At 46.8% G+C, this 20,668-nt stretch carries 18 protein-coding genes; 2 read left to right on the forward strand and 16 right to left on the reverse strand.

Annotated features, from left to right (window positions below; translation table 11 throughout):
- Positions 1 to 11: 11 nt before the first annotated feature.
- The 8 genes from E5329_RS11935 to ftsH form a co-directional block, all read right to left on the reverse strand.
- On the reverse strand, positions 12 to 920 hold the full coding sequence (locus tag E5329_RS11935; RefSeq protein WP_135989758.1) for a diacylglycerol/lipid kinase family protein: 909 nt from the start codon (positions 918 to 920) through the stop codon (positions 12 to 14).
- Between the two features lie 38 nt (positions 921 to 958).
- Positions 959 to 1,918 carry a DNA-binding protein WhiA gene (gene whiA / locus E5329_RS11940; RefSeq protein WP_135989759.1) on the reverse strand — a complete coding sequence of 320 codons (960 nt, stop codon included), beginning with the start codon at positions 1,916 to 1,918 and terminating at the stop codon, positions 959 to 961.
- A 95-nt stretch (positions 1,919 to 2,013) separates the two neighbouring features.
- A complete protein-coding gene (rapZ, locus tag E5329_RS11945; RefSeq protein ID WP_135989760.1) occupies positions 2,014 to 2,889 on the reverse strand; it encodes an RNase adapter RapZ in 876 nt (291 codons plus the stop codon).
- Positions 2,890 to 2,917: 28 nt separating this feature from the next.
- The gene (murB, locus tag E5329_RS11950; RefSeq protein WP_135989761.1) at positions 2,918 to 3,826 is read right to left on the reverse strand and encodes a UDP-N-acetylmuramate dehydrogenase; all 909 of its coding nucleotides are present in this window, start codon (positions 3,824 to 3,826) and stop codon (positions 2,918 to 2,920) included.
- 1 nt (position 3,827) lies between these two features.
- Positions 3,828 to 5,222, reverse strand: coding sequence for an aminopeptidase (locus tag E5329_RS11955; RefSeq protein WP_135989762.1), 1,395 nt, complete (start codon positions 5,220 to 5,222; stop codon positions 3,828 to 3,830).
- Positions 5,223 to 5,257: 35 nt separating this feature from the next.
- A complete protein-coding gene (gene hprK, locus E5329_RS11960) occupies positions 5,258 to 6,202 on the reverse strand; it encodes an HPr(Ser) kinase/phosphatase (protein WP_135989763.1) in 945 nt (314 codons plus the stop codon).
- Positions 6,203 to 6,327: 125 nt separating this feature from the next.
- Entirely contained in the window at positions 6,328 to 8,211 is a 1,884-nt protein-coding gene (gene uvrC / locus E5329_RS11965) for an excinuclease ABC subunit UvrC (protein ID WP_135989764.1), read from the reverse strand.
- Positions 8,211 to 10,727, reverse strand: coding sequence for an ATP-dependent zinc metalloprotease FtsH (gene ftsH / locus E5329_RS11970; protein WP_135989765.1), 2,517 nt, complete (start codon positions 10,725 to 10,727; stop codon positions 8,211 to 8,213). The genes uvrC and ftsH overlap by 1 nt, the downstream gene beginning before the upstream one ends.
- A 267-nt stretch (positions 10,728 to 10,994) precedes the next feature.
- Here ftsH and E5329_RS11975 point away from each other — a divergent pair, with 267 nt between their 5' ends.
- Positions 10,995 to 12,599: a CTP synthase gene (locus E5329_RS11975; protein WP_135989766.1), complete on the forward strand. Its 1,605-nt coding sequence runs from the start codon at positions 10,995 to 10,997 to the stop codon at positions 12,597 to 12,599.
- Between the two features lie 116 nt (positions 12,600 to 12,715).
- Here E5329_RS11975 and E5329_RS11980 read toward each other — a convergent pair whose 3' ends face one another.
- The gene (locus tag E5329_RS11980) at positions 12,716 to 13,633 is read right to left on the reverse strand and encodes a C39 family peptidase (protein ID WP_135989767.1); all 918 of its coding nucleotides are present in this window, start codon (positions 13,631 to 13,633) and stop codon (positions 12,716 to 12,718) included.
- Positions 13,634 to 13,831: 198 nt separating this feature from the next.
- Here E5329_RS11980 and E5329_RS11985 point away from each other — a divergent pair, with 198 nt between their 5' ends.
- Positions 13,832 to 14,068 (forward strand): hypothetical protein, encoded by a 237-nt coding sequence (locus E5329_RS11985; protein ID WP_275443216.1) that lies wholly within the window; start codon positions 13,832 to 13,834, stop codon positions 14,066 to 14,068.
- A 32-nt stretch (positions 14,069 to 14,100) separates the two neighbouring features.
- Here E5329_RS11985 and E5329_RS11990 read toward each other — a convergent pair whose 3' ends face one another.
- The 7 genes from E5329_RS11990 to trkA form a co-directional block, all read right to left on the reverse strand.
- On the reverse strand, positions 14,101 to 15,195 hold the full coding sequence (locus E5329_RS11990) for a sensor histidine kinase (protein WP_334295743.1): 1,095 nt from the start codon (positions 15,193 to 15,195) through the stop codon (positions 14,101 to 14,103).
- The gene (gene vanR, locus E5329_RS11995; RefSeq protein WP_135989793.1) at positions 15,185 to 15,895 is read right to left on the reverse strand and encodes a VanR-ABDEGLN family response regulator transcription factor; all 711 of its coding nucleotides are present in this window, start codon (positions 15,893 to 15,895) and stop codon (positions 15,185 to 15,187) included. The genes E5329_RS11990 and vanR overlap by 11 nt, the downstream gene beginning before the upstream one ends.
- A gap of 17 nt (positions 15,896 to 15,912) precedes the next feature.
- Positions 15,913 to 17,148: a [FeFe] hydrogenase H-cluster maturation GTPase HydF gene (gene hydF, locus E5329_RS12000; protein WP_135989768.1), complete on the reverse strand. Its 1,236-nt coding sequence runs from the start codon at positions 17,146 to 17,148 to the stop codon at positions 15,913 to 15,915.
- Positions 17,149 to 17,227: 79 nt separating this feature from the next.
- Entirely contained in the window at positions 17,228 to 17,473 is a 246-nt protein-coding gene (locus E5329_RS12005) for a TM1266 family iron-only hydrogenase system putative regulator (RefSeq protein ID WP_135989769.1), read from the reverse strand.
- A 25-nt stretch (positions 17,474 to 17,498) separates the two neighbouring features.
- Positions 17,499 to 17,729, reverse strand: a complete 231-nt coding sequence (locus E5329_RS12010; RefSeq protein ID WP_135989770.1) for a hypothetical protein — start codon at positions 17,727 to 17,729, stop codon at positions 17,499 to 17,501.
- A 44-nt stretch (positions 17,730 to 17,773) separates the two neighbouring features.
- The gene (locus E5329_RS12015; protein WP_135989771.1) at positions 17,774 to 19,213 is read right to left on the reverse strand and encodes a TrkH family potassium uptake protein; all 1,440 of its coding nucleotides are present in this window, start codon (positions 19,211 to 19,213) and stop codon (positions 17,774 to 17,776) included.
- A gap of 16 nt (positions 19,214 to 19,229) precedes the next feature.
- Positions 19,230 to 20,585 carry a Trk system potassium transporter TrkA gene (gene trkA, locus E5329_RS12020; RefSeq protein ID WP_135989772.1) on the reverse strand — a complete coding sequence of 452 codons (1,356 nt, stop codon included), beginning with the start codon at positions 20,583 to 20,585 and terminating at the stop codon, positions 19,230 to 19,232.
- Between the last annotated feature and the right edge of the window lie 83 nt (positions 20,586 to 20,668).

The following is a 20,668-nucleotide window of genomic DNA, read 5'->3' on the forward strand; positions in this document are numbered from 1 at the left end:
AAGAAAAGGTCTTATGCAGATAATTCTGAGTTTTTTACCATAATTTGTATTGCCTGCTTCTGATTTCTTATTTCTACCTCACTGTGAGTTCCGCCGTATTCTCCATCCAGCGTCCAAGGGATCTCCTCTAAACTTTTGATATACAAGCTGTCTGTCTTAAAGGTATAGATAGAATCGGTATTATCAATCAGATTTGTAAGGCTGCCGATAATTTCATTCAGCTCTATGGGATTTCCGGGCATGCGGATCAGGGTTACTTCAAAGAGCCCGTCATCCAACTGGACATTTTTCCCGGTAATGTTCTTAAAGCCTCCTGCTGAGGTAGAATTTGTCACCATGCCGTAGATAAATTCATCCTCTATGGTCTGCCCTTCCCAGATAACCTGAAGATGGAAAGACTGAATGGATGGAAGCCGTTTCAGCCCTTCCAGGATATATGCGATATGTCCAATCCGGTTCTTCAATTCCTGGCTGGTGGCATAGGATACATCTGTAAACAGACCGAAGGCTGCAATATAGACAAAATAATCCTCATTAAATTTCCCAATATCACAAGAAAAAGGAATCCCATTTACTGCGATTTCCGCCGCCTGCTCCACACCTTTGGGAATATCCAGGGAATTAGCAAAATCATTGGTGCTTCCTGACGGGATATAGCCGATAGGGGTCTTGCTGTCCCCGCACATCATTCCTGTCACCACTTCATCTAACGTACCGTCTCCGCCGCTGCATACCACCAGTTCATATTCCCCAGCCCGCTCTTTTACCAGCTCCATGGCGTCCTGGGCTTTCTGGGTGGGATAAACTGTAACCTCATATCCGCTTTTCACAAACTGATCCACAATCTCAAACAGCTTACTTTTTATCTGGCCCTTTCCGGAAAAAGGGTTGAATACGAATAAAAGCTTCCTTATTTCCATAGTTCCTCCAAATTTCCTGTCTGCAAAAATACTGTCTGCTACCCATTTCCTGTCTCTGCCTGCCGAAACTCTTCTGCCAGCTCAGATAATTTACGCAGCCGGTGATTCACCCCGGACTTGCCCACTGCCGGCTCCAGATATGCGCCCAGCTCCTTTAAGGGCGCCTGGGGATACTCCAGGCGCACCAGCGCAATCTCCCTTAAATTATCCGGCAGGCTGTCCAGCCCCCTGGTATTTTTGATATAATTGATATCCTCCAGCTGCTTCACTGCCGCGCTGACAGTTTTATTGATATTGGCTGTTTCACAATTTACCTTACGGTTGACAGAATTGCGCATTTCCTTTATAATCCGCACATTTTCCAGATTCAGCAAAGACACATGGGCTTCCATAATATTTAACATATCCACAATCTGTGAACCCTCTTTTAAGTATACCACATGGTTCTTCTTTCGCATCACAACCTTTGCGTCCATTTCAAAGCTATTAATAATTTCCATCAACTGCCTGGCTTTTCCCTCTCCGGTGCAGACAATCTCAAAATGATAAGATTTTTCCGGATCGCTCATGGAGCCTGCGCTCAAAAAAGCCCCACGGATAAAAGCCCTGCGGCAGCAGGATTTCTGTACCAGAAGGCCATTTACCAGTTCTCTGGTTCTGATATCCTCATTTTTCTCATTCCGCCATTTCACCGCCTGCAGCACACGCTTCACTTCTCGTTCCCCAAAGAGGGAAATCACAAAGGTTCTGCTCTTGTGAAGATAAATATTCTGCCGTACAGCTATCCGGCACGTGACCTGAAAGGTTTTCTTCATCAGGATAAAATATTTCCGGGCAAGGAGAAGATTCTCTGTGTAAATCCTCAGAATATGTTCTCCGCCTGCCTCCTCTGTCTTTCCTGCAAAGCTCAAAATTGCCGCAATTTCTGCAATTCGGCAATGCCTGCTTTCGGAAACCTGGCGCACCAGTTCTTCCTTTACCTGACCGGAAAAAGACATAACGCTTTCCTCCCGCTGTTTTCCCTTGCTTAGCGCTCAATTCCGCCCGGGACATTCCTTTGGCAATTCGGTTTCCAAATTCCTGGCTTATCCCTTTACTTATTGCGCAGTGCATCTTTCTGGATATCTCTGTGGTCAATTTTGATTCCAAATTCCTTCTGATTCTTCAACCGTTCAAAAAGTCCGTTGGCAAGGGTGACGGAACGGTGTTTTCCGCCGGTGCACCCTATGCTGATCACAAGGGCTGTTTTTCCCTCTGTAATATAATAGGGAATCAGAAATTTCACCATCTCTTCCAGCTTATCTAAAAACTGACCCGCTTCCGAATACTGCATGACATAATCCTGTATTTCCCTGTCGTTTCCCGTCTTAGCCCGCAGTCCCTCCACATAATAGGGATTGGGCAGGAACCGGACGTCAAATACCAAATCGGAATCTGTAGGAATTCCATACTTAAATCCAAAAGATACTATCGTCACAAACAGATTCTTGTAATCCTGATTCTGAACAAAAATCTTCTCCAGCTCCGCTTTCAATTCCCTGGTCAGCATATTGCTGGTGTCCACAATATAATCTGCCTGCTTCCGCAAAAACTCCAGACGTCTCCGTTCCTTCTGTATCCCCTTGTCCACCCGCTCCCCTGCTGCAAGGGGATGGGTGCGTCTTGTCTCTTTATATCTTTTTACCAGAACTTCATCGGCTGAATCCAGATAGAGAATGTCAAAATCAATTCCTGTCTGATTCAGCTCATCTAACACATTCTGCAATTCATCCAAGGCCTGCCCGCTGCGGATATCCACTCCCACGGCTGCCTTCTGCAGCTCTCCTCCCGACACATTCACCAGTTCCGCAAACTTTTCAATCAATGCAATCGGCAGATTATCCACACAGAAATATCCAATATCTTCCATTATCTTCAGCGCCGTACTTTTCCCGGCGCCGGACATTCCTGTTAAAATCACAAATTTCAATTCATTTCCTCCCTAATACTCAGGCCAGCTAGAATTCTCCTATGAATTTTACCTCCGGCTCCAGACGCACCCCAAACTGTGTCTCCACCTTTTCCTGCACATCTGTAATAAGCTGACGGATGTCTGCAGAAACAGCGTTGTCTTTGTTGATGACAAAACCGCAGTGTTTTTCTGAAACCTGGGCCCCTCCTACCTGATATCCCCGAAGCCCGGCGTCCTGTATTAATTTACCTGCAAAATAGCCCTCCGGCCGCTTAAAGGTACTTCCGGCGCTTGGAAATTCCAAAGGCTGCTTCGCCACTCTCTGCTTCTTCAGTTCCTCCATCCGCTGACAGATTTCTTCTGATTTCCCTTTGGCAAGCTGCATCTTTGCCTCCAGTACAATATACCGGTTCTTTGGAATACAGCTGTGCCGGTATCCCAGCTCCAGTTCCCCTGCCTCAAGCTCCAGTTCCTGCCCTGCAGGAGTCAGAACTGCCACACTTTTTATAATCTGCTTCATTTCTCCGCCGTAGGCTCCTGCATTCATCACCACTGCCCCGCCTACGCTTCCCGGAATTCCAGAGGCAAATTCCATACCTGTCAGTTCCTTTTGGGCGGCATGCCTGGCCACAGAAGACAAAAGCGCTCCTGCTTCTGCAGTAATCTGCTCTCCATTTACAGAAATTTTATTCATCTTTCTCCCGATTTCCATCACCAGTCCCCTGATGCCCTTGTCCCCCACCAGCAAATTGCTGCCGTTGCCGATTACCATCCAGGGAATGCCAAATCTGCTGCACAGAGAGATTACCGGCTGAACCTGCCGCCGTTTTGGCCGTACATAATACTCTGCCGGCCCTCCGGTGCGGAAGGTCACGTGGCTTTTCATATCTTCCTCTAACGCCCACTGATCCTCTCGTAAAATCGTCTGCAGATGCTCTAAAAATTCTTCCTTCACATTATGCCTCTTTCAAAAATGCTCTATAGCCCAATTTTGCTTCATAAAGATCCACTTTACTGATAATTTCCCAGGGTGCATGCATATTCAGCACTGGTACGCCGCTGTCAATGACCGACATATTATAATTTGCCAGAATATATGCGATGGTTCCGCCGCCTCCCTGATCTACCTTGCCCAGCTCTGAGGTCTGGAAGGACACATGGTTATCATCCATAATCCTGCGAAGCTCCGCCATATATTCCGGATTGGCGTCGTTGGAGCCGCCTTTTCCTCTGGAGCCTGTGTATTTATTAAATACCAGGCCGTTTCCGAAATAAGCAGCATTCTTCTTCTCCATAACCGACGCGTACAGGGGATCGTAAGCTGCGCTCACATCTGAGGAAAGCACCTTGGAATTGCTCATGGCACGGTTGAACACAATCTGGTCGAAACCTTTCATATTATTTAAAATCTCTGCCACCGTATAGGCAAAGAACTGTGACTCCATGCCGGTTGCCCCTACGCTTCCGATTTCTTCCTTGTCTACTAACAGGCACACGCTGGTTTTCTCGCAGACGCCTGCCTCTGCAATTGCCGCAAAAGACGGATAGGCGCATACTCTGTCATCATGTCCATATCCCATAATCATACTGCGGTCAAAGCCGTAATCCCTTGCCTTTCCAGCCGGAACCACCTCAATTTCCGCAGACAGAAAATCCTCTTCTTCTATATTGTATTGTTCCTTTAAAATATTCAGTACATTTGTTTTGACTGTCTCTTTGGCCTTTTTCTCATCCTCTTCGCTTTCAAAGGGAATGCTGCCTACCAGCACATCCAGGTTTTCTCCTTCAATTACCTTGGATGCTTTCTTTTCCATCTGGTCTGCAGACAGATGGATCAGCAAATCGCTGACGCCGAATACCGGATCCTCTTCTTTCTCTCCAATATTTACAACCACTTTCGTTCCGTCTTTTTTCACAATAACTCCGTGAAGGGCCAAAGGCAGCGTTACCCATTGGTATTTCTTGACGCCGCCGTAATAGTGAGTATCCAAAAGCGCCAACTCCGTATCTTCATACAGGGGCACCTGTTTTAAATCCAGTCTGGGAGAATCAATATGGGCCCCCAGAATATTCATACCCTGTTCTAAGGGCTGTTTCCCTATGACAAACAATGCCAGCAGCTTTCCCATATTTTCCGCATAAATTTTATCTCCGGCCTGAAGGGTTCTTCCTGACGCCAGAACCTCCTTCAAATCCTCAAAGCCTGCCGCTTCTGCCTGCGCAATCAGCTCTGTGACGCACTCTCTTTCTGTCTTGCAGTCAGAAATAAATTTCTTATATTTTTCTCCAAAGGCAAATATTTCCTCACGCTTTCCTTCCGGATATTTTTTCCATGCATTTTTTCTTTCCATTGGTTCTTCCTCCTGATTCTTATTTTGCAAATATTTTATTCTTCCAGCTCATCATCATCGGTTTTCTGCAGATTCTCCTGTACCCTGCGATACAACTCTTTTGCCGCATTGTAACCCATTTTCTTCTGTCTGTGGTTGACGGCCGCTGACTCGCAGATGACAGCCAGATTACGGCCCGGACGTATGGGAAGAGAATGGCACACCACCTTGTTTCCAAGAAATTCTGTATATTCTTCTTCCAGGCCCAGCCTGTCATACTCATTATCCTTCTTCCAGTCTTCCAGCTTAATCACCAGATCGATGTTCTGTTTCTCTTTGACGCATTCCACTCCATAGAGGGTCTTTACGTCAATGATCCCTACGCCCCGCAATTCGATAAAATATCTTGTAATATCCGGCGCGGTGCCTACCAGGGTACGTTTATTGATCTTGCGGATTTCTACCACGTCATCACTGACCAGACGGTGTCCCCGGCGAATCAGCTCCAATGCAGCCTCACTTTTTCCAATGCCGCTTTCTCCCATAATCAAAAGTCCTTCGCCGTAAACATCCACCAGAACTCCGTGAATGGAAATGCAGGGCGCTAACACCTCTCCCAGATAATAAATCAGTTCAGCCATAAATGCGGAAGTTCCATAATCTGTGGAAAGTACGGGGGTGTCATTTTCCGTTGCAATCCTGAGAAAATCCGAATCCGGTTCCAAATCCCGGCTGAAAATCACACAGGGAACCTGATAAGACAGAAACTTCCGGTATACATCCAACTTTTCCTGCTGGCTTAATTTCTGCACATAAGTATGTTCCACCCTGCCGATAATTTCAATTCTGCTTTTCTCAAAATGGTCAAAATATCCTGTAAGCTGCAATGCCGGACGGTTGACTTCTGCCGTAGTAACTTTTCGGTTCCGGATATCTATCTCCGGATTCAGTACTTTTAAGTTCATTTTTTCTACTATTTTTTTTACACTTACGCCTTTCATCCGCATCTCCTTTCTTTCAGTTGGATGTTCCGGGCATAGCCTTTGGCGGCACAATTATTTTGCATTATGTTTTGCCTGACAGCCCAAAAATTCATGGCTGATTCTCTCACTTAATCTTATCACAGTTATGATTCTTCTTCAATATCACCTCTGTGGAAAAATTCATAAACTGCCCTGGCCGCCCGCTCGTTCATAGAAGGAATTTCCGCCAATGTCTCTATCTGGGCGTTCCGGATTTCCTCCAGTGACTGAAAGGCCCGCATCAGCGCTTTTCTCCTTGCAGCGCCGATGCCTGGAATATCATCCAATACGGAATGCACCTGCTCCTTGCTCCTTAAGGATCTGTGGTATTCAATGGCAAACCGGTGGGCCTCATCCTGAATTCTTGTAATCAGCTTGAATCCCTCTCCATGCCTGTCAATGGGGATCTCCTGATTTAGATAGTATAACCCGCGGGTGCGGTGATTATCATCCTTTACCATGCCGCAAACGGGAATATGAAGCCCCAGCTCTTCCAAAACCTTCTGCGCAACATTCACCTGCCCTTTCCCGCCGTCCATCATAATCAGATCCGGAAACCGGGTAAAGCTTCCATAGTCATTTTCCAGATTCCGTTCCTTTAATTCTTCCTGCTCTCTCATGCCGTGGGAAAACCGTCTGGTCAGCACCTCATGCATGGAGCCGTAATCATCCGGCCCGGTTACTGTGCGCAATTTAAACTTACGATAATCGCTGCGTTTGGGTTTCCCTTTCTCATACACCACCATGGAACCCACCGTTTCAAATCCGCTGATATTGGAAATATCATATGCTTCCACCCGTTTCAAATCCTCCAATTCCAGCAGTTTTCCGATCTCTCTTAAAGCGCCGATAGTTCTTCCTTCTTCCCGCTTGATTTTCTCTTTATCCTGTGTCAGAACCATGGCAGCGTTCTGGGCTGCAAGTTCCACCAGCTTCTCCTTGGTTCCTTTCTTCGGCACATGGAGATACACTCTCTGCCCACGTTTCTGGCTCAGCCATTCTTCAATAACTTCCCTCTCCTCAATCTCCTCCTGTATGACCAGTTCCCTTGGAATAAAGGGCGTCCCTGCATAAAACTGTTTCAGGAAGGTGGCAAGGATCTGGGATCTGGTATTCTCATCGCTGCCAATATTTACATGAAAATGATCTCTTCCGATCAGCCTGCCGTCCCGGATAAAAAATACCTGGACCACTGCATCCTCTTCGTCCGCCGCCATAGCAATAAGATCCTTATCTTCTCCATCTGAACTGGTAATCTTCTGCTTTTGGGCAATCTGCTTCACCGCCTTTAACAATTCCCGATATTCAATGGCCTTCTCAAAATTCATGTCCTCAGAAGCAGCCTGCATCTTCTCTTCCAGTTCTTTTATCACCGGCTGATAATTTCCGTTGAGAAATTCCAGCGCTCTGCCTATCTGCCTGCGGTAATCCTCTTTGCTGACATTCCCCTGGCAGGGCGCCGTGCATTGGTGAATATGGTAATTCAGGCAGGGCCGCTCTTTCCCAATATCTTTGGGCAGCAAACGATTGCAAGTGCGCAGTGTATAGATTTTCTGAATCAGTTCTATGGTATCCTTTACTGCGCCTGCACTGGTGTAGGGCCCGAAATAGCGGGATTTGTCCTTTTTCATCTGACGTGAAAAGAGGACTCTGGGAAAATCTTCTCCCAGCGTCACTCTAATATAAGGATATGTCTTGTCATCCCTCAGCATAGTATTATATTTGGGGCGATGTTCTTTGATCAGGTTGCATTCCAGAATCAGGGCTTCCAGCTCAGAATCGGTGATAATATATTCAAACCGTTCAATCTGCCTTACCATCTGATCCTTTTTCAGCCCTTCATTGTGGCTTGGCCGAAAATACTGCCGTACCCGATTCCGCAGGCTAACCGCCTTTCCAATGTAAATAATGGTATCCTTCTTATCATGCATCAGATACACTCCCGGCTTCTGGGGGAGCTTTTTCAATTCTTCCTGAATATCAAACATTACTTCAATTCCTTTAACAATTGATCCAGATAATCTTCCTCAGCTTCCTCTTTTTTTTCTGGCTGCGGCTTCTCCTGCACGGACGCTTCTCCTTTCACAGGGACGCTCTTTCCTTTCTTACCGCTGCCTTTTTTCGCTGGGAAGAAGCCCAGTTCTTCCGGAGTAGATAGCTCCAGTGAAGCCGGCTTCGGATCTTTCTTTGCTTCTGCGGGCTTCGCTTCGTTCTTTGTCTCTACATCCGCAGGCTTAAGCTCTTCCTTTGTCTCTACATCCGCAGGCTTCGCCTCTTCTTCTGAGACGGTTTCCTGCACTTTGGGCATGTTGACCATTACAGGAATAAGCTCTACCTCCGTCTCTGATTTGGCCTCATCCCCTGAACTTCTGTCCTCCCGCTGCAATGCCGTCAGCTCTCCGGGAAGTTCTTCTCCTTCCAATGTATTCACTTCCAGACTCTGTTCCTTTGGCAAATCCTCCTCTTTCGCTCTGGTATTCTCAGGAGACAAATCCTCTTTCGCCCCGGTAATTTCCGGGGGCAAATCCTCTTCCTTCAGAGTATTCACCAGTATTTCTTCTTCCTTCACTTCCCAGCTTTTGGCGCTTTCTGCCTGAAAGCCTTCCGCCGCCTTCTCCGCCTCTGTCTTCTCTTCCGGCTCCGGAATTCCTTTTAATTCTCGGAAAATCTTCATAAATTCTTTGCCAGTGATGGTCTCATGTTCATAGAGATGCTGGGAAATCTTATCCAGAATTTCCCTGTTCTCCAGAAGCAGACGGGTTGCCTCGTCATAGCTTTCTTTGAGAATTTTCATTACTTCCTGATCGATCTGGGCCGCTGTCTCTTCGCCGCAGTTTAAGCTGGCTCTTCCATCCAGATACTGGTTCTCAATGGTTACCAGCCCCATCAGGCCGAATTTCTCTGACATACCATACTGGGTTACCATGGCCCTGGCAATCTTCGTTGCCTGCTCAATATCGTTGGAAGCGCCTGTGGTTACGGAATCAAATACAATCTCTTCTGCAGCGCGGCCGCCCATATAAGTAACAAGATGAGCTACCAGCTCATTCTTGGTCATAAGGAATTTTTCTTCTTCGGGCACCTGCATGGTATAGCCAAGGGCTCCCATGGTCCTGGGGACAATGGTAATCTTCTGCACCGGCTCCGCATCTTTCTGCAAGGCGGTAACCAGGGCGTGTCCCACTTCGTGGTAGGCCACCATTTTCTTCTCTTTCGGCCCCATAATCCGGTCCTTTTTCTCTTTTCCGGCAATGACCACTTCCACAGATTCAAATAAATCGCTCTGGTTTACATATTTCCGGCCCTGCTTTACCGCATTGATGGCCGCTTCATTAATCATATTGGCAAGATCTGAACCTACTGCCCCGGAGGTTGCCAGCGCAATAGCGTCCAAATCTACGGAATCATCCAGCAGTACATTCTTAGCATGCACCTTCAGCGTCTCTACCCTTCCCTTTAAATCCGGTTTATCTACAATAATCCTCCGGTCAAAACGCCCAGGACGCAGCAGCGCCTTATCCAGCACCTCCGGACGGTTGGTAGCCGCCAAAATTAAAAGCCCCTTGGATGTATCGAATCCATCCATTTCTGCCAGAAGCTGATTCAAGGTCTGCTCTCTTTCATCATTGCCGCCGTATCTGGTATCGCGGCTCTTGCCGATAGCGTCAATTTCGTCAATAAAAATAATACAGGGAGCCTGCTTCTGGGCTTCTTTAAACAAGTCCCGGACACGGGAGGCGCCCACGCCTACAAACATCTCTACAAAATCGGAACCTGCCAGTGAGAAGAAGGGCACCTTCGCCTCTCCTGCCACTGCTTTTGCCAACAGTGTTTTCCCTGTTCCGGGAGGTCCTACCAGCAGTGCGCCCTTGGGCAGCTTGGCTCCGATATCCGTATATTTCCTGGGATTGTGCAGAAAATCCACAACCTCCTGCAGGGATTCCTTTGCCTCATCCTGTCCCGCCACATCCTTAAAGGTAACGCCTGTGGACTTCTCCACGTAGACTTTCGCTGTTGTTTTTCCAACTCCCATCATACCGCCGCTTCCCATTTTACGGAAAATCAAGAAATACAGCAAAACCCATACCAGCACCAGCGGAAGGATATAGCTTAACATATTCCACATAATTACAGAAGAAACATCTTCCACCGTTCCGCCAAATTTGACGCCATGCTCTTTCAGAAGAGGGAGCAGGCTCTCATCGTTAAGCTCTGCCGTATAATAATTAATTCGGTATAATTTATTCTCTCCTTTGGGAGTAATGTTAATTCTGCTGGATGTGAAGGTTACAGACTCTACCTTGTCCTTCTCTACCATATCTATAAACTCAGAATATGTGATTTCTTTGTTGGTGGCGTCTTTGGCGCAGCTATTCAGCAAGCTTGTCAAAAACAGCACCAGCAATGCGGCCAGAATAAAAATCATAATTGTCATGCCATTTTTATTATTGCCGCTATTATTATTATTGCCGCCGTTATTATTATTGTTTCCTTTGTTCTCCATTTATTTCCTCCTGCATGCTGCAACATTCTGTTTCACAGCGCCTTTTTCAATTATATGTGTATTTGACCTGAAAATCAATACAATTCTCCGAAACTTTCGGGAACAATTTCTAAAGTTTTTATAAACAGTATTCCAATATTAATGACATTCTTATTACAATTAATTGAAGATTTTCACCAAAAGTTCTGGCATTCTTCCCACACAGGTTGTATAATGAGTTAGTTATATTTCGTAAAAATGTTCACAACTATAAAGGAGGAGCTTCCTATGCCCGTAAAATACGTCTTTGTCACTGGTGGAGTTGTTTCTGGTCTCGGTAAGGGAATCACTGCCGCTTCCCTGGGACGTCTGCTGAAAGCCCGGGGATACAAAGTTACCATGCAGAAATTTGATCCTTACATCAACATTGACCCTGGTACTATGAATCCCATTCAGCATGGAGAAGTATTTGTCACGGATGACGGTGCGGAAACGGACCTGGATCTGGGACATTATGAGCGCTTTATTGATGAAAATTTAAGTAAAAATTCCAACGTTACCACCGGAAAGGTTTACTGGTCTGTGCTGCAGAAGGAACGCCGGGGGGACTACGGCGGCGGCACTGTTCAGGTAATTCCTCATATCACCAATGAGATCAAGAGCCGGTTCTACCGGAATTTTACCACAGAGGAAACCCACATCGCCATCATTGAGGTAGGCGGTACGGTAGGCGACATTGAGAGCCAGCCTTTTCTGGAATCCATCCGCCAATTTCAACACGAGGTGGGCCATGAAAATGCCATTTTAATCCACGTCACCCTGATTCCCTATATTTCTGCTTCCGGTGAAATCAAGACCAAGCCAACCCAGGCAAGCGTAAAGGAGCTGCAGGGAATGGGAATCCAGCCTGACATCATTGTATGCCGCAGCGAGCATCCGCTGGATCAGGGAATTAAAGATAAGATTGCACTGTTTTGCAATGTGCCGGACAGCCATGTACTGCAGAATCTGGATGTGGAATACCTCTATGAGGCCCCTCTTGCCATGGAGAAAGAAAATCTGGCCCAGGTGGCCTGCGAATGTCTCCGGCTGGATTGTCCGGAGCCTGATTTGACCGACTGGATTGATATGGTAGACGCACTGCGCAATCCGGATAAAGAAGTGGAAATTGCACTGGTAGGAAAATACATTTCCCTTCATGACGCTTATATTTCTGTGGTGGAAGCTTTAAAGCACGGCGGAATTGCAGAACGCGCCACCGTAAATATTAAATGGGTGGATTCCGAACTTTTAAATGAGGAAAATATTAATCAGATACTGGGCGGCGTACAGGGAATCCTGGTTCCCGGCGGTTTCGGAGATCGGGGCATTGACGGGAAAATCCTTGCCTGCCGGTACGCCAGAGAGCATAAAGTGCCCTTCCTGGGACTCTGCCTTGGAATGCAGCTTGCTATTGTGGAATACGCCCGGCATATCTGCGGCCTTCGAGACGCACACAGCATTGAGCTGAATCCAGGCACGACACATCCTGTCATTGCGCTGATGCCGGATCAGAGTGATGTGGAGGATATCGGAGGAACCTTGCGTCTTGGCTCCTATCCCTGTATTCTGGACAAGTCCTCCCTGGCTTATCAGGTATACGGGACAGATACCATCCATGAAAGGCACCGTCACCGTTATGAAGTAAACAATGATTACCGTTCTGTCCTGACAGAACATGGCATGAAACTGTGCGGACTTTCCCCTGACGGACGGATTGTGGAAATGGTTGAGATTCCGGATCATCCCTGGTACATTGCCACACAGGCGCATCCAGAATTGAAATCCCGGCCGAATCGGCCTCACCCGCTGTTCCGCGGATTCGTGGAAGCCGCAATTAAAATGAATCATTAAAAAGAAAGCTGCCGGAAAACGAAATTCATCCCCAATATATGGTTGCAGTTCAAAACCTTCCTGCCATATATTGGGGAAATCAGTCATTTTCCGACAGCCCTTTTTTGCTGCAATTTTCACTTTTCAGCTCCAATACTCCATAAACATTTGATCTGGCCGCTGATTCGATCATAATCCCACTGTTTTTCACTATTCTTTTTGCTGTTGGGATCGTTTACATAGAATCCCTTTTCATCATACCCCCGCAGCAAAATGAAATGTCCGGTGGTGGTAAAATCCCCCGGCCGCATACTGCAGATCACCAGGTTTCCCTGATCCAGAGCATGTTTTATCTGGGTTTCCCCCAACGGCAGCTCACTGCCGGACAATCCAAGTTCTGCAGCTCCCGCTGTAAAAAATTCCCAGCTTGTCCCCGCCTCTGTACAAAAGCCATTTTCACAGGCGTATTCCGCCATCCTGCGGGGATTCATCGAAAGGTCTCCTGTCAGGTACAAATATGCCATTGTCATACAGGTGGGCCCGCACCCTGCCACAGCTATCATATCCTGCCCGTAGCTGTCATATCCCCAGCGCATGTCCCACTGCATCAATAAGGGCGTTTTCCCGTCCATGTAATCAGCCGTCAAATCAATTTCTTTTCCCATATAATCTGCACGGTTGGGATAACCCGACACAAACTCATAGGTTTCTTCATTCTTCTCCAGCATTTCCAGCAATTCTTCCGGATAAGCTTCCCCTGCCGCTTCCGATTCCAGACGGCTCAAAAACCGCTCCGATTCTGTCTTTTTGCTTATCAGAATTCTTCCAGCTGCCGGCAGGCTGACTGCAAGCAGATACAATGCGCCGGCGCCCAGCAATATTCTGCCAATTCTGCGGCTCTTCTTTTTCTTCCTGCGCCCGGCAGCTTTTTGGGACCGCCGGCTCAAAGACTGTCTGAATTCATCCTCCTGGTCAAAATCTATATAATATGTCCCTGGAATTACCTGCAGTTCCCAGTCGCTGTTTTTTCTTCGCTCTAAAACCTTTTGTCCCATAAACACTCCTTCTTTCTCCTGCCGGCTTCTGCCGGTTTCCTTTCACTTTTCTATTATTATAAGAAAAAGAGTTTATGGGTTCTTGCGTTTTTTCTCGCAGAATAATTAATATTTCTTTAATATTTGTTAAATTGCCATTTCAACAGCTTAAGGCGGAAGAAATGAAAAAATGCTGGAAATGGATTCTCAGACGCCAAAATGCAATACATAAAAAGATATGAACAGGATGCAATTTGCAAAACCTGGGAAGTATCAGCAGATATCGTCTATCCTCATGGCCTGTCCCAGCTTAAAAAGAAAGCTGGCGGAGGTTATTCTGAGATTGGAAGAGCAAAATGTGAATGGGCCGATAAAATAGGCAGTTGCTTACATTTGCATAAAAATGTATCGCCCAGTTATCAATACTTTATTGACGAATTAGAAAAAGAATTCTAGAATAGCATCAGCTTCCCATTTGTTCTTATATTCTAAGAACAAATGGGAAGCCTTACCGTAAATACCGTCCTCTCCTGACAGCTCTTTGCCTGAATGCTGCCCCCATGAAGCCGAACAATTTCCCTGGCAATGGCAAGTCCCAGGCCGGCCCCGCCGTTTTTGCTCTGCCTTGCGCTGTCCAATCGGTAAAACTGCTCAAAAATACGCTCCAGCTTCTCACTGGGAATTGCAGTCCCCTGATTTTCCACCTGAATACAGACATCAGATTCCTCACGCTTCGTCCGAATTATGACGGCAGTATTTTCATAACTGTAGAGCACTGCATTCCGCAGCAGATTATCAAACACACGCTGCAGCTTTTCCGGATCGCAGGTGATTTTCAATGGCTCCGGCTCCATTTTCAGTTCACAGGTTAACTGCTTTTTTGCAAAAACCGGCTGGAACTCATATGCCGTCTGTTCCAGCATCATGTTCAGAGAAACCGTTGATTGCTCCAGTTCTAAATGGGTCAGGTTAAATCTGGTAATTTCAAAAAATTCATTAATCAAATCCTCCAGACGCTCTGCTTTTTTCAGAGAAACCGACAAGTATTTTTCCTGAAGCTCCGGTGAAATCTGCCTTTCATCCCTCAATAACGTCAGATAACCAATCACTGAGGTAAGGGGAGTTTTCAAATCGTGGGCCAGATACACAATCAAATCGCTTTTTCGCTGTTCCGCCTCTCTCGCTCTCTGCTCATTCTGCCGGTTCTGAAGCTGAATATCATTCATGTACTGCTCCACTTCCCGCAGATCTGGCCGAAGCTGAATCAGCGCCCCCTCTCCGTTCAGCTTCTCCATGGCCTCTAACACTTCCTGAAAATAATTTAAAAGCTTCACCCAGTAAAAAACGCCGATTGCCAGCACTCCCGCCAGAAATGACAAAAAGACAAATATCCCCTGGTTGTCTGAAATCCAATGAATAAAAGGATACAGCCCTTCATTGCCGTACCAGATGTAAGAGCCCAGAATAGTTTTTCCCAGGAACAGGCAAACCACCAGCAAAATAATGCACGCCAGAGACGCCCGGAGCATTTTTTCAAAAAAACGGCCCAGAATAATTGTTTTAATACGCTTTCTATTTTTCAATGGTATAGCCAACCCCCCAGACCGTTCGAATGAACTTTTGATTCCGGTAAGAATCCTGCATCTTATCCCGGATTCTCCCAATATGGGCCATCACCGTGTTATTATTATCCAGATACTTTTCTTTCCACACTGCCTCAAATAATTCCTCGGAGGAAACCACTTCTCCCTGATGACAGCCCAGATACCATAAAATGGCAAATTCCCGTGGCGTCAAATCCAGTTTTTTTTCGAAAAGTGTGCTTTGATGCGTCCGCCGGTTCATGCACAGTCCCCGGATTTCCAGTTCTTCCGGCTCTTTGCCCTCCTGTTCCTTTCCTCCGCCTTTGCTGTTGTAGCTGTGATACCTGCGGAGCTGGGTTTTCACCCGGGCAACCACCTCCAGCGGATTAAAGGGCTTTGTGATATAATCGTCCGCTCCCAGCATCAGGCCGTTGATCTTATCCACATCTTCCACTCTCGCAGTCAGCATAATCACCGGAAAATAGTGGTTTTTCCGAATATTCCGACACAAGGCAAAGCCATCCAAATCCGGAAGCATTACATCCAAAAGGGCCAAATCCACAGGCTCCCTTTCCACCAGCTCTAAGGCGTCTTTCCCCTGAAAACATTTCCACACCTGATATCCTTCATTTGCCAGATACAATTCCAGCAAATCTGCAACCTCTGTTTCATCATCCACTACCAGAATATGTTCCGCCATTGCTTCTCTCCAATCTGTCATACAAAATCTCCGCTCTTTGGCAGTTCTGCCAGAACCTGAGGAAACAATTCCACACTCCGTCTTAAAATTCCCTGCATATAAGCAATTGCAATCCCGTAATTTGTAATGGGAACCCCCTGATCTTCGGCGCATTTCAGACGGTATTTCATTTCACGCTCATTCAGCATACAGCCGCCGCAGTGGATAATCAGACGATACGGAGATAAATCCTCCGGAAATTCCGTGCCGGAAGTAAGTTCAATCTGCAGCTCCTTTTTGGTATATTCCCTAAGCCAGCGGGGAATTTTCACGGAACCGATGTCATCACACTGGCGATGGTGGGTGCATCCCTCAGAAATCAGCACCCGATCCCCCGCCTGCAGAGATTCTATTGCTGCAGCGCCCCTTACGACTGTCTGCAAATTTCCTTTATATCGGGCAAAAAGAATAGAAAAGGAGGTGAGAGGGATATCCCTTGGCGTATCTGCACTGACCTTTCCAAAAACCTGGCTGTCTGTGATTACCATTGCCGGCCTCTTTCCTAAGCTCTTTAGGGTATCCTTCAATCCATGTTCCTTTACCACAACGGCCGCTGCATCCGACTCTAAAATATCCCGAATCGTCTGCTGCTGAGGCAGAATCAGCCTTCCCTTAGGGGCAGCCTTATCAATGGGCACTACCAGCACCGCCGTATCCCCGGGCTTTAACAAATCTCCTACGATCCTGTTCTGAGAGGGGCAATCCGCTGCAAGACCTGCAATTTTTTCCTTTAATTTCGGTATGTGAAACCCTGTTTTGGCGCTGACGCTGATACATCTTCCATACTCCCGGAACCTTTTTTCCAGTGTCTCTTCGTCTGACTCATCCGCTTTGTTTACTGCAATCAAAAACGGAATCTTTTTCTCCTGAAACAATTGTATCAGCTCCCGGTCCGCCTCTGACGCCTCACCGGTTCCGTCCACAATCAGGACAGCCACATCTGTTTTATTTAAAATCTGCCTGGTCTTCTGGACCCGCAATTCCCCCAGCGCTCCCTCATCGTCAATTCCCGGCGTGTCAATCACCACCACCGGCCCCATGGGAAGAAGCTCCATGGCTTTCTGCACCGGGTCCGTGGTCGTTCCTTTCACTTCTGAAACTACTGCAAGCTCCTGTCCTGTCACCGCGTTTACCACACTGGATTTCCCTGCATTTCTTTTTCCGAAAAATCCAATGTGGATACGGTCGGACCTCGGCGTGCTGTTTAAACTCATGGCGCATCCCTCCTGTTCTATCAACAATTCCACTGCCACAGATTTGGCAGGGAAACTTCAGCTTCACAGATTTTCCCGACTATATTTTCGAATAAGCCGTTTTACTGCTTACTCCCTGCAGCTTACCTAATTTTCCCGACAATGCATTAATTACATTCTGGGGCGCATCCACGGCAATGCTGATAATATTAATTCCTTTTTTGGGATAAGGAATTCCCATTCTGCCGATAATATATTCCCCATGCTCATGAAGAATCTGATTCAATTCTTCAATGGAGGATGCATCCTCCACTATAATTCCGATGATCGCTACTCTGTCTTCCATACGTCCTTCCTTCATCTTCCCAATCTTATTCATCAAATTCCACAGTCACAAAAAAACCTTTTGGCGTCTCATGGATCTCCACTACTTTTCCTTCGGTGGATTTCAGCCGTTCACTGAAACTGTAATTGGCGGACATAGCGTAAGCTTTTCCCAATGTATAATAATAGGAAGTGGGCAGCTTTCCCTCGCTGACCGGAAGCACATCTCCCTCTTTCAGCAGACCTGTCCGCTCCATTTTAAATTCCATCTGTCGCAATTGATTGATCCTTTCTCTGTCTTATTTTCTAAAGCCCGCAAATCCTATCTTCGTTTCCAGGTTGAGGGCGCAAACAGCAGCAGCATCGGGAACAGCTCCAGTCGTCCGGCCAGCATGTCAAACATCAGCACATACTTTGCCGGCTGGGAATACACGGAGAAGTTTTCCGCCGGCCCTACCTGTCCTAATCCCGGCCCAATATTATTCAAGGTCGCAGCCACCGCCGTAAAATTCGTGGTAAAATCCAGCTCATCCAGAGAAATCAGCAGTACTGACGCACCATAAATAATAGCATATGCAATAAAAAACACAGAAATTGACCTCAGAACATCCTTATTCACCACATGCTTTTCAAAATGTATCTGCCGCACCCGTTTGGGATGAATCAAATAGGACAGCTCATTTTTCACCAGCTTCAGCATAATTACCACACGGGAAACCTTGATTCCTCCTCCGGTACTGCCTGCGCACGCCCCGATAAACATCAGAAGCACCAGCACAAACCGGGAAAATTCCGGCCACTGGTTAAAATCTGCAGTGGAATATCCAGTCGTTGTAATAATAGAAGCCACCTGAAAAGCCACATGGTGAAAAGCATCAAACACTGACCGGAAGCTGCCCCGGACATTAATTGTAATCATAAGAACCGCTCCCAGAATAATCCCCAGATAATACCGCATCTCTTCATGGTGCAGCGCCGGAAGAAATTTTTTCTGCCAGAGAAGGTAATACACATTAAAATTAATTCCGAACAATATCATAAAAATTGTGATAATTCCCTGGGAAATCATGGAATAGCTGCCGATACTGTCATTTAAAACCCCAAATCCTCCGGTACCTGCCGTACCAAAAGACAAGGTCATGGATTCAAACACAGACATCCCTGTAATCAGCAGCAGAGCAATCTCAATGATTGTCAGTACAATGTACATCTTATACAGGTTTCTGGCAGTATTTTTCACCCTGGGGACTAACTTTCCAACGGTTGGCCCCGGACTTTCCGCCCGCATCAAGTACATATTGTAGCCTCCCGCCAGGGGCAGAATTGCCATAATCAGCACCAGTACCCCCATTCCTCCAATCCAATGGGTAAAGCTCCGCCAGAACAGATTGCACCTGGACAACGCTTCCACATCTCCCAGGATGCTTGCCCCGGTAGTGGTCAGTCCGGAAATGGTTTCAAACAGCGCATCCGTATAGCTGGGAAATTCCCCAGACAAAAACAGCGGCAGCGCGCCTGTCAGGCTTAACACAATCCAGCTTAAGGATACTGCCGCAAATCCTTCCCTTGCATAAAAAACATTGCTCTTCGGCTTTTTCATTTTTCCCAGAGTTCCCGCCAGAAGACAGAGTGCCAGGACTGCTGCATAAGCCCAGCCTGCCTTTTCCCTGTAAATCAGCGCCGCTATGCAGGGAAGAGCCAGAAACATTGCCTGAAATTCCAGAACCCGGCAAAGGAGGTATCGGATAATTGAATAATTCATCGCTAGTTTCCTCCGCCTATTTCAAGATATCTTTCAGGTCATGAAAGCCCTGGTTTGTTGTCACTACCACTACGGTGTCTCCCAGCTCAATGGTATCCTGTCCTCCCGGAGTAATAATCGTGCCTCTTCGGTTAATGCAGGCAATCAGCAGATTTTCCTTAAGCTGCAATTCCATCAAGGGGATTCCCACAAGGGCAGATTTCTCCTGCACTCTGAATTCCAGCGCTTCCACTTTATCTTCTATTAACTGATATAAAGTCTCTATGTTGCTGCCAATGGAATTCTGCATGGCGCGCACATATTGAATAATATATTCCGCCGTAATATGCTTTGGATACAGCACGCTTCCCAAATCCATACTGTCAATAATCTCGTCATAGGCAATTCGATGCACCTTGGTAATGGTTTTGGCCTTTGACACACTCTTGGCAAACAGACTCAGCATTATATTTTCTTCATCCAGATTCGTCCAGGCCACAAAGGAATGGGCTCTTGGCATTCCCTCTTCATACAGCAGATTGCGCTCTGTCCCGTCTCCGTGGATAATCATGGCCTGGGGCAGAAGCTCGCTTAATTCATTGCAGCGTTCCTTGTTCTGCTCAATAATTTTGATCTCGATTCCCATAGGCAGAAGCTGTTTTGCCAAATAATAGGTGGTCTCACCGCCGCCGATAATCATACAGTTCTTAATCCGGTTGGTGGTCATTCCAATTTTACGGAAAAATTCATTGGCTTTCCTGGAAGAAGCAACAATGGAAATCACATCTTTCTCCTGCAGCCGAAAATTACCGGAAGGAATAAAGACTTCTTCTCCCCGTTCCACAGCGCAAATCAATACGTCGCAATGCAGGCCGCCGGAAATATACGTCAGAGGCTTTCCGTCCAGCACTGACCCTTCTCCAAGCCTGCATTTCAAAAGCTCCACTCTTCCCTTTGCAAAGCTGTCCACCTTGATAGCGGAAGGAAATTTCAGCAGCCGGGCAATTTCACTGGCCGCCGCATATTCTGGATTAATTACCATGGACAAGCCAAGTTCTTCTTTGATGTATGTAATTTCCCGGTTGTAAATGGGATTGCGCACCCGGGCAACCGTATTGCAGCCTCCTGCTTTTCTGGCAATCAGGCAGCAGAGCAGGTTCAGCTCGTCTGACGTAGTTACCGCTATCATCAAATCCGCTTCCTCAATGCCCGCCTCATTCTGCACTGCAAAGCTTGCGCCGTTTCCCACAATTCCCATTACATCAAACCGATTCGCCACAGATTCCGCTTTCATCGGATCTCTGTCCACAACCGTAATATTATGTCCTTCCTTGCTTAACTGTTCTGTCAGAGTTGTGCCAACATTTCCACAACCCACAATGATAATCTGCATGTCTCCTCCATCTACGGCAGATCTCTGTCGTCGTTCTCTTTCTTAATATTGCAAGCCCCCTGCATGCCTTCTGGTCTGTGCCG

Origin of the sequence: Petralouisia muris (assembly GCF_004793545.1) — a bacterium.
GTDB lineage: Bacteria > Bacillota > Clostridia > Lachnospirales > Lachnospiraceae > Petralouisia > Petralouisia muris.